19 protein-coding genes are annotated in these 14,508 nt (G+C 72.3%); 7 read left to right on the top strand and 12 right to left on the bottom strand.

Translation table 11 applies throughout. The features are described from left to right. The first annotated feature begins 11 nt into the window (after positions 1–11). Entirely contained in the window at positions 12–1,490 is a 1,479-nt protein-coding gene (gene eccD / locus QSK36_RS05585; RefSeq protein ID WP_285781562.1) for a type VII secretion integral membrane protein EccD, read from the top strand. Positions 1,491–1,553: 63 nt separating this feature from the next. Here the strand turns inward: eccD and QSK36_RS05590 are convergent, their stop codons facing one another. From QSK36_RS05590 to QSK36_RS05615, 6 genes are all read right to left on the bottom strand, one after another. Then, entirely contained in the window at positions 1,554–2,333 is a 780-nt protein-coding gene (locus QSK36_RS05590) for an SGNH/GDSL hydrolase family protein (protein WP_285781563.1), read from the bottom strand. After that, positions 2,320–2,961 carry a PadR family transcriptional regulator gene (locus QSK36_RS05595; protein WP_285781564.1) on the bottom strand — a complete coding sequence of 214 codons (642 nt, stop codon included), beginning with the start codon at positions 2,959–2,961 and terminating at the stop codon, positions 2,320–2,322. The genes QSK36_RS05590 and QSK36_RS05595 overlap by 14 nt, the downstream gene beginning before the upstream one ends. Before the next feature lie 120 nt (positions 2,962–3,081). Next, positions 3,082–3,459, bottom strand: coding sequence for a YbaB/EbfC family nucleoid-associated protein (locus QSK36_RS05600; protein WP_285781847.1), 378 nt, complete (start codon positions 3,457–3,459; stop codon positions 3,082–3,084). A gap of 11 nt (positions 3,460–3,470) precedes the next feature. Then, a complete protein-coding gene (locus tag QSK36_RS05605) occupies positions 3,471–3,848 on the bottom strand; it encodes a YbaB/EbfC family nucleoid-associated protein (RefSeq protein ID WP_285781565.1) in 378 nt (125 codons plus the stop codon). Next, a complete protein-coding gene (locus tag QSK36_RS05610) occupies positions 3,845–4,726 on the bottom strand; it encodes a hypothetical protein (RefSeq protein ID WP_139573473.1) in 882 nt (293 codons plus the stop codon). Before QSK36_RS05610 ends, QSK36_RS05605 begins: the two co-directional genes overlap by 4 nt. Positions 4,727–4,736: 10 nt before the next feature. After that, positions 4,737–5,219 (bottom strand): hypothetical protein, encoded by a 483-nt coding sequence (locus tag QSK36_RS05615; RefSeq protein WP_285781566.1) that lies wholly within the window; start codon positions 5,217–5,219, stop codon positions 4,737–4,739. On the opposite strand from QSK36_RS05615, the gene QSK36_RS05620 reads away from it, so the two are divergent. Further along, positions 5,197–5,460: a hypothetical protein gene (locus QSK36_RS05620; protein ID WP_183534546.1), complete on the top strand. Its 264-nt coding sequence runs from the start codon at positions 5,197–5,199 to the stop codon at positions 5,458–5,460. The genes QSK36_RS05615 and QSK36_RS05620 overlap by 23 nt on opposite strands. Positions 5,461–5,640: 180 nt before the next feature. Beyond that, a complete protein-coding gene (locus QSK36_RS05625; protein WP_139573471.1) occupies positions 5,641–6,081 on the top strand; it encodes a YbaB/EbfC family nucleoid-associated protein in 441 nt (146 codons plus the stop codon). 47 nt (positions 6,082–6,128) lie between these two features. Here the strand turns inward: QSK36_RS05625 and QSK36_RS05630 are convergent, their stop codons facing one another. The 6 genes from QSK36_RS05630 to QSK36_RS05655 form a co-directional block, all read right to left on the bottom strand. Beyond that, the gene (locus QSK36_RS05630; RefSeq protein ID WP_285781567.1) at positions 6,129–7,472 is read right to left on the bottom strand and encodes a hypothetical protein; all 1,344 of its coding nucleotides are present in this window, start codon (positions 7,470–7,472) and stop codon (positions 6,129–6,131) included. Positions 7,473–7,498: 26 nt separating this feature from the next. Beyond that, positions 7,499–7,924 (bottom strand): hypothetical protein, encoded by a 426-nt coding sequence (locus tag QSK36_RS05635; protein WP_183534549.1) that lies wholly within the window; start codon positions 7,922–7,924, stop codon positions 7,499–7,501. Between the two features lie 16 nt (positions 7,925–7,940). Then, a complete protein-coding gene (locus QSK36_RS05640; protein ID WP_285781568.1) occupies positions 7,941–9,374 on the bottom strand; it encodes a WXG100 family type VII secretion target in 1,434 nt (477 codons plus the stop codon). 31 nt (positions 9,375–9,405) lie between these two features. Beyond that, complete coding sequence (locus QSK36_RS05645; RefSeq protein WP_183534552.1) at positions 9,406–9,762, bottom strand: hypothetical protein; 357 nt, start codon at positions 9,760–9,762, stop codon at positions 9,406–9,408. An 82-nt stretch (positions 9,763–9,844) separates the two neighbouring features. After that, complete coding sequence (locus tag QSK36_RS05650) at positions 9,845–10,144, bottom strand: WXG100 family type VII secretion target (RefSeq protein WP_139573466.1); 300 nt, start codon at positions 10,142–10,144, stop codon at positions 9,845–9,847. Positions 10,145–10,183: 39 nt separating this feature from the next. Continuing rightward, positions 10,184–10,534: a WXG100 family type VII secretion target gene (locus tag QSK36_RS05655; RefSeq protein ID WP_182898652.1), complete on the bottom strand. Its 351-nt coding sequence runs from the start codon at positions 10,532–10,534 to the stop codon at positions 10,184–10,186. A gap of 239 nt (positions 10,535–10,773) precedes the next feature. On the opposite strand from QSK36_RS05655, the gene QSK36_RS05660 reads away from it, so the two are divergent. From QSK36_RS05660 to QSK36_RS05675, 4 genes are read left to right on the top strand one after another with little or no spacing between them, the layout of a single operon-like run. After that, on the top strand, positions 10,774–11,898 hold the full coding sequence (locus tag QSK36_RS05660) for a hypothetical protein (protein WP_285781569.1): 1,125 nt from the start codon (positions 10,774–10,776) through the stop codon (positions 11,896–11,898). Positions 11,899–11,901: 3 nt separating this feature from the next. Next, positions 11,902–12,672 carry a hypothetical protein gene (locus QSK36_RS05665; protein ID WP_285781570.1) on the top strand — a complete coding sequence of 257 codons (771 nt, stop codon included), beginning with the start codon at positions 11,902–11,904 and terminating at the stop codon, positions 12,670–12,672. Continuing rightward, complete coding sequence (locus QSK36_RS05670; protein ID WP_285781571.1) at positions 12,672–13,943, top strand: SseB family protein; 1,272 nt, start codon at positions 12,672–12,674, stop codon at positions 13,941–13,943. Before QSK36_RS05665 ends, QSK36_RS05670 begins: the two co-directional genes overlap by 1 nt. Before the next feature lie 35 nt (positions 13,944–13,978). Continuing rightward, complete coding sequence (locus tag QSK36_RS05675) at positions 13,979–14,317, top strand: hypothetical protein (protein ID WP_285781572.1); 339 nt, start codon at positions 13,979–13,981, stop codon at positions 14,315–14,317. Positions 14,318–14,508: the final 191 nt, after the last annotated feature.

Genomic DNA, 14,508 nt, shown 5'->3' on the forward strand with positions numbered 1-14,508 from the left:
GGATTCCCGCTGTGTCATCGCCGGCCCCCCTTCACATCCAGCAGGGTGTCGTCCAGCAGGGCATGGTTCAACATGGCCCGGTTCAGCAGGGCGCGTTGCCACAGGCGACCGTGCCGCTGCCGCCCCTGTGCCACGTCACCGTGGTCGCCCCGCGCAGGAAGGCGGACCTCGCGCTGCCGTCGGACATCCCGTTGCCGCACGTCATGCCCGGACTGCTCCGGGCGGTCGGCGAGGCGGGAGGCGACGCGGCCGCGGCCCCCGGCTGGGTGCTCCAGCGCCTCGGCGGCCCGCCGCTCGACCTCGGCCAGAGCCTGGGCGCGCTGGGCGTCCTGGACGGAGAGGTCCTCTACCTGCGCCCGCGCGACGCGGTGCTGCCGCCCGCGGTGTACGACGACGTGGCCGACGTCGTCGCCACCGGGACCAAGGAAGGCGGCGGCAGGTGGGAGCCGCGGCACACGAGGCTGCTCGGCATGGGCGTGGCCGCCGGGCTGCTCGCGCTCGGCGCCGTCGTCCTCGCGCTGGCGGCGGCCCCGCCGCGGCTCACCGCCGGAGTGGCCGGAGCCGTCGCGGTGCTGCTCCTCGCCGCCGGGGCCGTGGTGTCCAGGGCCGTCGGCCGGCCCACCGCCGGCGCCCTCGTCGGCTACGCGGCCCTGCCGCACGGCTTCCTGGCCGGGCTGTTCACGCCCGGCGCGTCGGGCGCCGTGCTGGTCCTCGGGGCGCCCAACCTGCTGGCCGGGCTCGCGTACACCGCGCTGGTGGCGACCGTCGGCGGCGTGCTGATCGCCGACGGCGTGGCCGGCTTCCTCGGCGTCGCGGTCGCGTCCGTCGCCGGGGCCGTCGGAGCCGGGTGCGTGATGGTGTTCGGGGGATCGGGCGCCGGGGCGGCGGCCGTGGTCGCGACGGCACTGCTGGCGCTGAGCCCGCTCATCCCCACGCTGTCGTTCCGGATGGCCAGGGTGCCGCTGCCGCCGCTGCCCACCAGCGCCGAGGAGCTGCGCAGCGACAACCAGCGGATCGACGGCCCGCTGGTGCTCCAGCGGACCGCGCAGGCCCACCGGTACGCCACCGGCATGGTCATCGCGATCGCGCTCGCCGGTCTCGCGGGGGAGCTGCTGCTCGTCCAGCACGGCGGCTGGGTCGCCCGCGTGACGGCGGCGACGCTGGCGCTGGCGCTGGCCATGCGCGCGAGGGTCTTCGCGGGGGTCGCCCAGCGGCTGTGGATGGTCCTCGCCGCCGCGGCCGGGGCCGCCGCCCTGGCGTTCGCGCTGGGCACGGGCGCCGACGCCGTCACCGAGGTGGCCGTGACGATCGGGGTGCTGTGGACGGCCCTGCTCGTGCTCGGCCTCGGTCTCTGGCTGCCCACGGGCAGGCCCTCGCCGTTCTGGGGGCGGGCGGCCGACATCCTCGACGCGCTGCTGATCGTCGCGCTGGTCCCGCTCACGCTGGGCGTGCTCGACCTGTACACATGGGTGCGCGGCCTGTCCGGCTGACCCCTCGGATCGCATGACGGCATCTCCCGGATGCGCTGGTCGCCGGTGGCCTCCCGCCGGAGGTCACGCGGCCGGCCGCACGGGCAGCAGCGCGGGGCGCTTGGCGGTACGACCGTCGCCGGACGACCTGCCGAGGAGGCGCCGCACCAGCCACGGGCCGAGGAACGTGCCCGCCCAGCGCAACTCGGCGCCCAGAATCCGCCACCCGGCCGGATCCACCGGGGGATGCAGGGGCAGCGTCCAGCCGTCGTCGCTGCCGGGCAGGCCGAGCGCGTGGGCCACGGCCGCGGCGATGCGCTCGTGGCCGAGCGGACTCGCATGCAGCCGGTCGGCGCTCCACAGCCGGGGGTCGGTGCAGACGGCGTGGGGCGCCGTCTCGGCGACCACGACCCCATGCCGTGCCGCCGCCGCCCGGATGCGGTCGTTGAGTTCGAACACCCGCGACCGGAGCGGCCGGGCGATCGGCGTGATCTTCCCGACGTCCGGGAACGTGAGGGTCGCGACGCGGGCCCCTGCGGCCGTGAGACCGGCGAACATCGCCTCCAGGTGCCCGGCCACCTCGGCGGCGTCGAAGCGGGGCCTGATCAGGTCGTTGACGCCGGCGACGACCGTGACCAGATGGGGGCGCAGGGCCAGGGCCGGCGCGAGCTGCTCGTATCGCACCTCCCCGGCGAGCCGCCCGCGCACCGCCAGGTTGGCGTACGTGACCTCCGGGTCCACGGTCGTGAGCCGCTCGGCGAGCCGGTCGGCCCAGCCCCGCGGGTGGGCGGGGTCGCCGTCGCCGAGCCCTTCGGTCTGGCTGTCGCCGAGGGCGACGTAACGCAGGCGCTCACCGCTCGGCATTGGCCACCTCCGGGCTTCCGGGGGCCCGCGTGGTCCCCTCTCGTGTCACGGCCGCGGTTCCTTCGCCCGGCCCGGCCGCGCTCCTTTCCCGCAGGATCGCCGCGGTCCGCAGGCACCAGTCGCGGTTGCCCTCCTCGAAGGCCAGACCGCGCAGGCAGGTCAGGTATGGCCCCACGCGCCCGCCCGTGCGGAGGAACTCCTCCTCGCCCAGGCCGCCGCGCATCTTCCGGAGGATCCGCCGGAACAGATCGATCTTGGCCTCGGCCATGGCGGCCCTCTCCTCGACCTGCCGGATCAGCGGCCCGGCGTCGACGTGGTCGGCCGCCTGCACCTTGACGAGCAGGTCGTCGCGGATGAACGACGGCTTCGACGCGGCCGCCGCGAACCGCTCCAGCTCGGTGAGCCCGGCGTCCGTGACGTGGAAGAGGCGCTTGGTGGGCCGGGTCTCCTGGACCACCTGCCGCCCCGCGACCAGCCCCTCCCTCTCCAGCCTGGCCAGCTCGGCGTACAGCTGCTGGGGCAGGGCGTGCCAGAAGTTCGCCACACCGACGTCGAACGCCTTGGCCAGCTGGTAGCCGCTGAGCTCCCCGTCGAGCAGCGCCGCGAGGACGGCGTGCCGTAAGGCCATGGAACCGCTCCCTCCGCTCTTTGATAGTCAAGAATATGACTATTCAGAAAATTGAGCATCAGGGAGCTCTCGAAGTGGGTCCACGCGTGAGGGGCCGCCGAGGAGGGGCGGTGTTCCCGGTCAGAGCTGATCGGCGCCTTCGGGCGACGCCCGCTCGTCGAACGTGCGGCGGGCGTCGCCGAGGAGGGCGGCCACGTGCGGCACCCCCGCGGCCTCCAGCCCGCCGCGCAGCATCTCCTCCTTCGCCGCCTCCGCGGCCGCCTCGGCCCGTCGTACGGCCTTCAGGACGGCCTCGGCGAGCGCGCGGCTGTCGAGCCTGCGCATGCTGAGCGGGTGGATGTCGACGGCGCGAAGCGTGCCGACGGCGTCGACGGTCGCCGTGATCCGGCCCTCGTCGGCCCTGCCGGTGTACTCCCGCGTGCTCCACTCGGTCGCGAGCTCGTCCATCCAGGCGGCCGCGGCCGTCAGCCGCTCCATGCGCGCCCGGAGCCCGCGCATCTCGTCCACGGTCACTCCTCCCGCAGCAGGGCCTGGACGTACGGGGCGAGCGGGTCGCCGGGCGCGGGCGATTCGGCGAACTCCTCCATGGCCCTCGCCAGCCGCTCGCCCGTCTCGCCCCGCGCGGCGCCGATCGCGCCCTGGATCGCGGCGGACATGGCGACGTGGTCGAGGTCGCGCATCGCCCGCGGGTCGATGGTCAGCCCGAGCAGGAGGCCCGCTCCGGACACCCGGGCCACCACGGCGCCCGTGGCGTCGGTCCCCTCGATCACCTCCTCGTTCAGCCCGTGGAGCAGGTCGGCGAGCGCGCCGACACGGCCCTGGACCTCCCGCACCAGGCCGGCGACGTCGCCTTCCCTGCCCTCGTGGAACGCGGCCGTGTTCTTCATTCGGGGTCCTTGCTCGCCGGCTGCCAGTAGTCGAGGACGTGTGCGCGGTCCGCCACGGCGGGGGTGAGCGTGAGGTCGCGGCGACCCCGCGCCGGGTCGCCCCCCTCGAAGAAGGCGGCCTGCAGGTCGTTGAGCTTCTGCTCCGCCTTGTTGAGGTCGCCCTCGGAGGCCATGTAGATGTCGGCGAACTGCTTGACGAGGTTGCCCAGCGCGCTGGCGAACACGCCCACCTGCGATATCAGCGCGACCCGCCCGGCCGGGTGCGCGCTCATCGCCGCCAGCGTACGGAGGATCGGCGCAGTGGCCGCGTAGAGGCCGAACACCGACAGGTCGTACTCCAGGACCTCCTTGAACTGGCTGTGCATCGCGCTGCTCATCTCGCCGGTGACCCCGTGGAGCTTCTCGTACAGGACCGTGGTGTTGAAGCGGACCCGCCGCCCGAGCAGGTCAGCCGCGTGGCCCTTCCAGTTGGGGCTGACGTCCTGGAAGTAGGAGAACCAGATGTCGGACCTGCCGCTCTCCAGCCGGCCTCCCATCTCCTTCCAGAGCTCCCGCCGGTCGTAGAAGAGGAAGGGGTTGCCGAGGTTCAGCGTGGCCGCCACGTCCAGGGCGAGGGCCGCGACCCCCAGCCCGGACATGGCCGCCGCGGTACGCGTCTGCTGCCGCAGCGGGTTCAACCCCTTGACCAGGTTCTTGAAGAAGCCGGGATCGGTACGGGTGGCGGCGGAGGCGGCGGCCGTGTCGGCCGTCTCGGCCGGTGCCACGGAAACGGCTCGCTGGACGTTGCCGCTCGAGTCCGTGATGTAGAGCTCCTTGGGGCCCGAGGTGGGCCGGCCGGGAACGAACAGCTTGCCCGGCTCGCTGGGCGGGGTCGACATGCGGATCCTCTCAGACGCGCGTCTTCTGAATGGCCGCCCTGCTGGCCTTCTCCGCCGCCACGTAGTTGTCCGCGGCCCTGACCAGGGTCTCGCCGTCCCTGTGCAGGGCGTCGCCGAGGACGCCGGCGGCGTTCGACCACGTTTCGGAGACGGAGTTGAACCGGTGGACGAAGGTGAGCCCGACGATGGGGACCCCGGCGAGCGGAGCGAGGTTCCAGCCCTGGAAGCGGGGCGTGGCGTCCCTCAGCCGCCGGACGCCGTCGGCGGAGCCGCCCACCGCGCCGGCGAACTTCCTGATGAAGCCCGTGGCCACCTCGTAGCCGGGCAGGCCGGACGAGCCGGCGCTCGGGCCGGTGCTCCGGCCGGCGGGGGGCGTGGCCGGGGCCGTCGGCTTCGGGGTCTGCGGCGCGCCCGTCTGCCGTACGCGCAGCGAGTCGGGCAGGCAGGGGCCGGGAGGCGGGCAGCGCGGGGTGTGCGGGCACGGGCTGACCATCGAGGGCACGGACGGAGCCGGGGAAGCGGAGGACGTCGGTGTCGCCGTCGCCGTGGGCACCCCGCTGGACGACCCCGCGGAGGGTGCCGCGGAGGTGGGATCGGACGTCGGCGGGGCGGTCGAGGCCGACGGCACCGGGGAGGCCGACGGGCTCGGCGTCGCGCTCACCGAGCCGGTGGGCGACGCCGTCGCGGAGACCGCCGGTGACCGGCTTGGCGAGGGTTCACCGTATGACACGTGATCTTCCCTATCACCGGGCTGCGCGCCCCTGCCACGCGCCGGGATGACGTTTTCGCAGGTAGAAAGCGGAAATTAGGCGGATGTTCACTGACATGTAACGGGTGAGCTCGTAGACCCCGTACGCCTGCCTGGAATGCGTTAACTTGCCGGTGTTCGGAAATCGCGGGGAAAAGGGGCTCAAATGGCCGGCGGCGGATTCGACGACTTCGACATCGAGCGATTCAGGGAGCGGGCGGACGCCAGGATCGCGGCCGTCGAACAGCTCCAGAAAGCCCTCTCCTCGCTCGTGGGCCGGGCCAGGGACGAGGACGGCCTGGTCAGCGTGGAGTTCTCCAGCCGGGGCCTGAGCGAGCTGGAGCTTCATCCCAAGGCGATGCGGCTGAGCTCGGGCGAACTGGCCGAACGGATCAAGGAGACGATGCGCGCCGCGTCCGACGACCTGTACCGGCAGATGAACCGGGCCATGGCCGAGGCACTCGGGGAGGAGGGCGACCAGACGAGGTTCCTGGACGACCCGGAGGCCGTGCTCGCCCAGGTCAGGGAGGCGGAGTCGGCCTTCGACCGGACGGCGGAGGACGTGCTCGGCGAGCTCGACCGCATCAGCGCCAGGCTCGGTCTCTGACCTCCCCGCCGGGCTCACCCAGCGGGGAGGCCGCCGCGGGCGGGGCCTCAGCCGATGCGGTCGGGGCTGATGGTGCTCGTCACCCGCCAGACGTCCGGCTCGGGGTCGTAGATCTCCCGCTCGCGCTCCTCCCGGCCCTCCGACCCGGCCGCGCCTCCCGGGGCGTAGGGCATGAAGGAGGAGCCCGCGCCGGCCTGGCCGGGCCGCAGGCCGCCGAGGACGGGCTCGCCCGCCTGGGCGCCGCCGACGCCGAATCCGGTCCCGAAACCGCCGCGCTGCCCGCCGTACGTGCCGATCACCCCGCCGGGCGGCAGTGTGGTGCCGGGCCCGACCGTCCCGACGGGCGTACGCACGTCGGGGGGAGCGCCGGTGAGCACGGACGGGCTCGTGCCGCCGGGGGCGGTGGTCATGGGGTGTGTGTTGGCCAGGCTGGTCCGGTCGTCGGCGCCGATCACGGGCGGAGCCGTGCCCTGCCCGTCGCCGGAGCCGTTCCCGCTGCCCGAGGAGCCGCCGGGACCCGTGGACTGCGGCGCCGTGCCGGGGTCACCGGTTCCGCCGGACCCGTTCGAGCCGCCTGAGCCATCCGAACCGTGCGATCCATCCGAACCGTTGGAGCCGTTCGACCCGTCCGAACCGTTGGAGCCGTGCGAACCGCCGGACCCGTCCGAGCCGCCGGACCCCGAGTGGCCGCCGGTCGAACCCGAGCCGCCCGTGGTGGACCCCGAACCGGTGTCGCCGCCGTGCCACACTCCGCCGGGATGGGTCGTGGGCGCGTTCGTGCCGCCCGGGTGGATGCGCGGCGACTGGGTGAGGTCGATGGTCATCGGCTCGATGGCGGGCAGTTCGAAGGCCAGCCCGTCGGCGAAGGCGTTGTTCGCCTGCTGGATGTCCTCGTTGAGCTTGCGGAAGTGGTTACGCGCGGCCTCGTCCGCATCGGCGGGCGGGCTTCCCGTGGTGCCGCCCCCGGCGCCCTCGCCGCTCTTGTCCGTGGCGGCGGGGAAGTTGGCCTGCGCCTCCTTCACCACGCTCGCGTACCAGGACATGGCGGCCCCGCTGGACGCCATGGCGTCACCCAGCGCGCCGGCCGTGGCGTACAGCGCGCGCAGCGCCGACTGCACCTCGACCGCGGCCGGGCCGCGCCACACCTGGGAGAGCTCCTTGGCCGTCCTGCTCAGCGCGGCCTGGATGCCGGCCTCGGACGGGCCGTTGCCGCCGATCGTCCCGCCCACCAGGTCGGCGGCGTCGAGGAACGTCTGGCCGGCCCTGCCCACGTCGTCCGGCTTTGCGGCGTCGAGCTTCTGCTTGATCTGCTCCCGGGTCAGGTTGCCCGGGTCGAGCCCGTACAGGGTCTCGTAGATCTTGATCAGCTCCCAGCCGGAGTCGGATCCCATCGCGGTCTATCTCCCTGCCCTCTGGCTCACGCGCTGCTGCTCTTGTGGCCTTTTTCGTAGTTGGCGACCGCCCGCTCGACGGCGGTGACCAGCGCCTCGACCCGGTCGATCAGCAGCTGGTACTTGCCGCTGAGCACTTCGTGGGCCTGTTCGGCGTTCAGCCCGAAATATTTGGCCGCGTCCCACGGGCCGGCCTCGGCCGGGCCGACGTTGGTCAGGCCCTGGACCTCACCCGCGGTGCCCGGGCCGCTCCAGGTGGCGCTCATGCTCGCCGGAGCGCGACCGCGCAGGCTCCCGAGCTCTTCCCGCAGCCCCTTGAGGACCTGCAGGACCCGGGTGTGCTCGATGTACGGCCCGCCCGCCGCGCCGTCCGGGCTCCCGTCGAGACCCGGCCAGCCCTCGGGCAGCCGCAGCTTCGGCGGCGGTGATCCGCCGCCCGCGTCATGGGTCACGTCACACCTTTCTCGATCATGTCCTGTCGATGCGGGGGGAGGTGGTCGGCTGGTCGCTCATGAAGAAGTCCTCGTCCTCCAGCAACCAGGTGGTCCGCTCGCGTTCCTCGCGTTCCTCGCCCTTGCCCGCGCCGTGCGGCGCGACCGGCAGCATCGAGCCTCCGGCGGAGGGCCGCAGACCCGCCGCGTTCACGCCGGTGACGCCGCCGGCCCCGGACCCGCTGCCGCCGCCCGCTCCGGCTCCGCCGTACCCGTTGGCGCCGAAGCCGGTGCCGTAGCCCGTGCCCGGCCCACCGCCGCCGAAGCCGCCGGGTCCGTCGAGCCGCGGGGTGTGGGCGGCCAGGCTGGTGCCCTGACCCGCGCCGTTCGGCCCGCCGCCGTTGCCGCCGAGACCCGTCCCGTTCAGGCCCGCCCCGTTGAGTCCCGAGCCGTCGAGCCCGTTCAGGCCCGTCCCGTCCGATCCGCCGCCGTCGAGTCCGTTCCCGTTCGGCCCGTCGCCGCCCAGCCCCGACCCGGGTCCGTCACCGAGCCCGTACGGCGGGTAGCCGCCGTTCCCGCCGACGTCGAAGCCGGGCACGTTGCCCGAAGGGCCGGTCCCGAGGTCGCCGAGCGACCCGAGATTCCCCGGGCCGCCCACATCGGTGGAGACGTTCCCGCCCGGGAGGCTCCCCCCGGGGCCGGTGAACGGGTCGAACTTGGGCGGCGTCACGTCGAACTTCGGCACGTCGGTGTCGAGCGAGGCGGGGAACAGGTCGTTGGCGGCCTGCGTCGCCTGGGTGAGCTTCTTGAGATGCTCCTCGGCCGCCTTCATGTCCTTCTCCTCCTTCGACTCCCCGAAGAGGTTGAGGAAGGGACCGTCGCCGAAGACCGAGCCGATCGCGCCGCCGATGCCGCCGACGATCAACCCGCCCACGCCGCCGATGACCGCGCCGGGGACCGCCCCGATGCCAGCGAAGGGAGACCCGGCGATCGCGCCGCCCGCGGCGCCGACCGCCCCGGCCTCCAGGGCCGCGTCGTACCAGTCGACGTCGCTCTTGGTGGGCTTCGGGACGTTCTCGCCCCGGAACTGGTTGAGCGAGCTGGCGTACACGTCCAGCGCGGGGACCACGCCGCCCGGTGTCGAGGGCGGTCCGGCGCGCCCGCCGGGGAGGGAGGTCTCCACGATCGCGTTCATCACCGCGACCGTGGAGCTCCTGAGCCGGCGGAGCTGCTCCTTCACCTGCTTGGCGTCGTCGCCCGTGGTCCAGTGCTTGTCGAGCGCGTCCAGATGCCTGTCGAGGGTGTCGACGACGGACTTCAGCTTCTCGTGCACACCCTTGAACTCACCCGACGCCGCTCTGATCAGCTCGGGGTCGGTCTTCCCGAGCGCGGTGCGCAGGGTGTCCAACATGACGACGCCCGGGTCGGACGCGTCGAACGCCGCCCTGATCGGCATCTTCCTCTCGGCCAAGACGCCTCCTTAACCGCTCCCCGTAAAACGGCTAGACCTCCGCCGTGCCGGCCTGCTGCACGCCCGCCTGCTCGCCGGCGTCGAGGTTCCTGATCGCCAGCTCCAGACGCTCGGCGGCGATGCCCAGGGTCGAGGCGATCTCCGCGTAGACGGCGGTGACCGCGCCCTCCGCACTGGTCAGACTCGTGTGGAAACCGATGGCCGCGGGCCAGAACCCGCCGACCGCGTCACGCTGCGAGATCAGCTTCTTCACCGCGCCGCCGTCGGCGAAGGCGACCGGCGTCACCTCGCGCTTGGACGCGCCGGGCGCCAGCAGCTCGAGCGCCTCCTCGAAGTCCTTGCGGGCGTTCCTGAGGGCCGTACGGCTGACCTCTACGCCTCCGGACATGCGTCACCCTCCCGTTCACGGCCGAGGACGGCGCCGGCGGAGAGATCGCCGGTGCCGCCGGCCGTACCGTCGGACGTCCGCTCTACTTGCCGTCGAACATGGCGGCGTTGATCCGCTCCACGTCCTGCATGTTCATGTTGGTGATGTTGATGTTCTTGGCCAGCAGGGACACGATGTCCGACAGGCCCTTGGCCTCCTGCTGCCAGATCCGCCTGGTCTGGTCGTAGGCGTCCTTGGCGCTGCCCTGCCAGATCGCGGTCTTGGTGTTGAGCTTGTTCTCGAGGTTCTCCAGCTCCGTGACCAGCCTGTTGAAGGCGTTCTGGAACTCGGTCTCGCCGGTGTCGAGACCGCTGAAGTTGACCTTTGTGATGTCGAAGTCCACCGTCGCGCTCTCCGTCCGTTCCTGGTGGTCGTCTCGGGCTCAGCGGCTGTACGAGGCGGGCGGGGCCTGGTTGATGAGCGCCTCGATCTTGTTGATCTCGGCGGTCGCCTGCGCGTTGAACTCGGCGTAGTTCTTGTTGTTCGCCCTGATGCTCTCCGCGAGGGTCTGCAGGCTGCCCAGGATGACGTCCATGCGCTCGTGCCACAGCAGGTGCACCTTGTTGAACGCGTGGTGCGACTCACCCTGCCAGTGGACCTTGAGGTTCTCGCCGGCGCTGTCCAAGTAGCGCTGGATGCCGCGGATGTTCTCGGCCGCGTCGCCGATCCAGGTGATCGCCTCGTCCAGGTCGTGCCGGCTCACTTGGGCCTGGCTTGCGCCAGAGTGCGACATGGTCACCTCCACTGATCCTGTCGAATTCCCCCGACCAGGAGGGTCGGGTGATGACCCAAAAGTCACAGTAATGGATCAGTGGGGGGCTTGCCGGGGCTGTCCGAGATTAAGATTTTGTCACGTCTCTTGCGCTTTTGTCAGACGGCCGGTTAGGGGATTTGTACGATTTGCGAGCTTTGTGGTGACTCGGCCGTAAGTAGTTGAAAACGCAATCTGCCGGGAATCGGCTGGAGGGTGCTGTGACCGATACGAGTGGGGGCGCGACGAATCCTTTCGCCGGCCTCGCGACCTCGATGGGAGCGGGCGGCGCGGTGGACCCCCGCCTGAGCGATCCCGAGTTCAAGATGGACTACGGCGAGGTCACGAAGTTCGGCAACGACGTGGCCGGCCGGGGGCAGGTCCTGGCGGACACGAGCGGCCGGATCAAGAACATCCACCTTCCGATGCTGACCTTCGGCGTGATCGGAGGCGGCCTGAACGGCGTGCACAGCCAGCTGCGGAACCAGACGGCCGACGCGGTGGCGAAGGGCAAAGAGGTCCTGGAGTCCTGGAAGTCAGCACTCGACCAGGCCGTCGAGAACGCCAAGGAGGCCGAGAAGCAGAGCTCGGGCGGGACCGGCAAGGACGGCACGAAGGGCCCCGGGATCGACCCCAAGAGCCTGGGACTCGGCGGCGGTGGCTTGCCGAAGGTCGGGTCCGGCCTCGGCGACAACTGGAAACTGCCGAAGGACAAGCTGGGCACCGACCTCGACGACAGCCTGCGGCATCCGGACCTGCCTGACGGGAGCACCCTGCCCACTCCCGGTGGAAACGGCAACGGCCTCGACCCGAACGGCACCGGCCTGGGCGGCAACGGCCTCGACCCGAACGGCAACGGCCTGGGCGGCAGTGGTCTCGACCCGAACGGCACCGGGCTCGGCCGGACCGGCCTCGACGGGCTCGACCAGAACGGACTCGACACCCAGAACCCGACCGGCCCCGGCGGCACCGCTCTCTCGGCCTACAACCCGAACCCCGCGTCCGTCCCGACGGTCCCCAACCTCGGTACGACCGGATACGGCGCGGGCGACTACACCACGGGGAACTGGCCCGGCACCGGCGGCACCGGCACGGGCACCGGCGGGTACGGCTCCGGCACTTCCGGCACGGGCGGAGCCGCCGGCTACGGGACCGCCGGCCGCGGCGGGGTGGGGACCGGCGGGATGACCGGCATGCCGTACGCCCCGATGGCGGGCGCGGGTGCGGGGAGCAACGACGACGGCAAGGAACGCGGGCGGGGCCCGGCGGTGCCGGAGGACGAGAGCACCTGGTTCGGCGACGAGGACGTGGCGCCCCCCGTCCTCGGGATGCACGAGGAGATCTAGGCCATGGTGGACATCTGGAGCGCCCGGAGCAATTTCATCACCGGCGCCGGCCTGGCGGCCACGGCCGCGATGCTTGAGCCGAGCGCGCTGTCGCTGGCGGGACTGCTCGCCACGATGATCTCCGATCCCGACTCCATGTCGCGGGGCGCGCGCGAGTGGCGCAACGAGGGCGGCGAGGACGGCCAGGCGCCCGCCGACATCGGGCAGCTGCGCAAGGATCTGCACGGACAGCTCACCGCGCTCGAGTCGAACGACCATCTGAAGGGGCGGATGCTGACCGCGGTCAAGCAGAAGTTCACCGAGCTGGACAGCCAGCTCGACGGGCTGGACAGGGGCATGAAGGGCGTCGGCGACAGCCTCGACTCCGCGGCTCAGCTCTATACGGTGGCGAGTTACATCTCGCTGTCGATCGGCGGGGCGGCGATGACGCTGGCGAGCGCCAGCGCCGCTTCCAGGGCCAACCCGATCACGCTGGCCGCGATCCAGCCCGTTGTGACAGGGGCGATGGCCTCCCTGTCGCGGGTCGCGCAGAGAGTGTTCGCGGCCCTGGGGAAGGTGAGCTGGAAGGTCGCCGCCATCTTCACGGGAGTCACCTACCTCTTCGCCGGCACGCAGCAAAAGCTCCCCGGCATGCAGGCCATCACGATGCAGGCGCCCGACTTCACCAAGGCCAAGGTCGCCTTCGACGGGACCACCGGCGGTCTCACCGATCCCCTTCCCGATGTGGACGACATGCCGAAGACGCCGTCCTTCATGCCTCCGATGACCCTCTGATGGAGTGGACCGCGAGCGTGTTCGAACGGCGGCTCGGGGCGGCGTACGAGGCGGGTGACCTCGGGGTCTGCCTGGGCATGCTCAGGGACACCGAGCTGGCGCTGCCCGCGCCGCCGGACGGCGACGCCGCCTGGCCGACGATCACCGCGCCCGACCGGGTGTGGCTGCCCGCCTACACGTCGGTCGAGGCGATGCGGGCGGCCACGGGACTGTCGCGGGTCAGGGTCACCTCGCTGGTCGAGCTGGCCGCCGGCTGGCCCGATCCCCGGTGGGGCCTCGCCGTCAACCCCGGCCTGCCGGTGCGGTTCCTGCTCGAACCGGGGACCGTCGCCAGGCTCGCGGTCCCCACCCTCGCCCAGGACCGCAGGGCGGAGCCCGAGCCCGCCCTGCCGGTCGTGCAGAAGCCGCTCACGCCGCACGACCTGCGGACCCATCTCGGCGAGGGGGAGTCGCGCGTCTCCGGCTACTGCCACCACGCCCTCGACGTCGCGCACGTGGCGACGCCGGCCGTGCTCGCCGACGCACTCGGCCGGGGCGCCGACGACGGTCTGATCAGCGGTGAGGGCTCGCTGTTCCTGCTGCGGTGGCGCACGGTCGGGTTGAACCTCTACCGCACGCCGTACGGCGGGACCGACGAGGCGGGCATGGCGGCGGTGGCGGGCTGGGTCATCGAGGAGCCGCCGTTCGTCGGCATGGGCCTCGCGCCGAACGTGGACTCCCTGGTCCGCGAGTACAAGGTGGACGCCGTACGCCTGCCGCACGGCTCGGAGATCGTCGAGCTGACCGCAGCCGGGACCGAGGTCGTACGCGCGGTCTACGACGGCGACCTCGGCCGCTGGCTGCCCGGCGAGCACCCGGCGCAGGCCCCGGCGAGCTCCTACCGGGCGCGCTGGCGAGGAGCCGAGTATCCGGCGAATCCGGATCCGGGACACGACGGGCCGCTGATCCGGCTGCTCGGCGACGGGCCGGCCGACGGGTTCGAGGAGCGGGCTCCGGGCCGCTTCGTCCGGTCGGTGCCCGCCGAGGAGTGCGAGGCCATCTTCCACGTCGCGCCGATGTGCGAGTGGCACGGCGCCCCCTGTCTCGTACGGGACGAGCGCGAAGGCGAGCTGCTGCTCGAATACACCGGCGGGCGGCTGCCGGTCGCGCGGGCGCTCGGCATGGAGCGGATCGAGCGGGGCGTCCACCGGCGCTGGGTGGCCCGCGCCGAGGTGAGCGGGCTACATGAGCACGCCGAGCCCCTCGACCTGGGGCTCAACGAACCAGCCTGATTCCGGGACGAATCGGATCGAAGGAGCGGACGCAGATGGGCGAGACCGATCCGCACATCCACGTCGAGCAGAAGGTGATGCGGGCCGGTGCCGCCTACCGCAATCTGATCGCCTCGTCGTTGGGGCGCGCGCCCGACGCGCCGGATGTCGTCACCACCGGTTGCGGGCTCCGGGTGCCCTACGCGATGACCGCGACCCGCCCGGAAAGCGTCACCTGCCTCCCCTGCCGGGAACACGCTCACCGGGAGTACCTGCGCTACGCCGAGCAGGTGGAGCGTCTGAGCCGGATGCCCGGGTCGCCCGTCACCGGCGACCAGGGGGCGGAGGCCGCGCGATGGGCCCGGGACTTCGCGAAGAGGTTCTCCAGCGCCTGATCCGCCGCCGTGACCAGGCGCACCTGAACCGGCACTTCACCCGGCACGTCGGCATCACACCCGCGCGTTATGCCGCACCGGTGAGAACCCGTCACGCAGGCGTACCCGTTCGCGTCTCGACCGCCCCGGCTTAACCATCACTAGCCGAATGTCAAAGCGAGGTGTGATAATCCCGCATATTGGACATAGAT

The organism is Microbispora sp. NBRC 16548 (assembly GCF_030268985.1).
Classification (GTDB): domain Bacteria; phylum Actinomycetota; class Actinomycetes; order Streptosporangiales; family Streptosporangiaceae; genus Microbispora; species Microbispora catharanthi.

What these genes read in the sequence shown, in the direction of transcription:
- QSK36_RS05595 (WP_285781564.1), bottom strand. Translation starts at nt 2,961, where the DNA reads ATGGCCTTACGGCACGCCGTCCTCGCGGCGCTGCTCGACGGGGAGCTC.
- QSK36_RS05590 (WP_285781563.1), bottom strand. Translation starts at nt 2,333, where the DNA reads ATGCCGAGCGGTGAGCGCCTGCGTTACGTCGCCCTCGGCGACAGCCAG.
- QSK36_RS05610 (WP_139573473.1), bottom strand. Translation starts at nt 4,726, where the DNA reads ATGTCGACCCCGCCCAGCGAGCCGGGCAAGCTGTTCGTTCCCGGCCGG.
- QSK36_RS05645 (WP_183534552.1), bottom strand. Translation starts at nt 9,762, where the DNA reads ATGTCCGGAGGCGTAGAGGTCAGCCGTACGGCCCTCAGGAACGCCCGC.
- QSK36_RS05605 (WP_285781565.1), bottom strand. Translation starts at nt 3,848, where the DNA reads ATGAAGAACACGGCCGCGTTCCACGAGGGCAGGGAAGGCGACGTCGCC.
- QSK36_RS05665 (WP_285781570.1), top strand. Translation starts at nt 11,902, where the DNA reads ATGGTGGACATCTGGAGCGCCCGGAGCAATTTCATCACCGGCGCCGGC.
- QSK36_RS05625 (WP_139573471.1), top strand. Translation starts at nt 5,641, where the DNA reads ATGGCCGGCGGCGGATTCGACGACTTCGACATCGAGCGATTCAGGGAG.
- QSK36_RS05675 (WP_285781572.1), top strand. Translation starts at nt 13,979, where the DNA reads ATGGGCGAGACCGATCCGCACATCCACGTCGAGCAGAAGGTGATGCGG.
- QSK36_RS05600 (WP_285781847.1), bottom strand. Translation starts at nt 3,459, where the DNA reads ATGCGCGGGCTCCGGGCGCGCATGGAGCGGCTGACGGCCGCGGCCGCC.
- QSK36_RS05630 (WP_285781567.1), bottom strand. Translation starts at nt 7,472, where the DNA reads ATGGGATCCGACTCCGGCTGGGAGCTGATCAAGATCTACGAGACCCTG.
- QSK36_RS05670 (WP_285781571.1), top strand. Translation starts at nt 12,672, where the DNA reads ATGGAGTGGACCGCGAGCGTGTTCGAACGGCGGCTCGGGGCGGCGTAC.
- QSK36_RS05615 (WP_285781566.1), bottom strand. Translation starts at nt 5,219, where the DNA reads ATGGTCAGCCCGTGCCCGCACACCCCGCGCTGCCCGCCTCCCGGCCCC.
- QSK36_RS05655 (WP_182898652.1), bottom strand. Translation starts at nt 10,534, where the DNA reads ATGTCGCACTCTGGCGCAAGCCAGGCCCAAGTGAGCCGGCACGACCTG.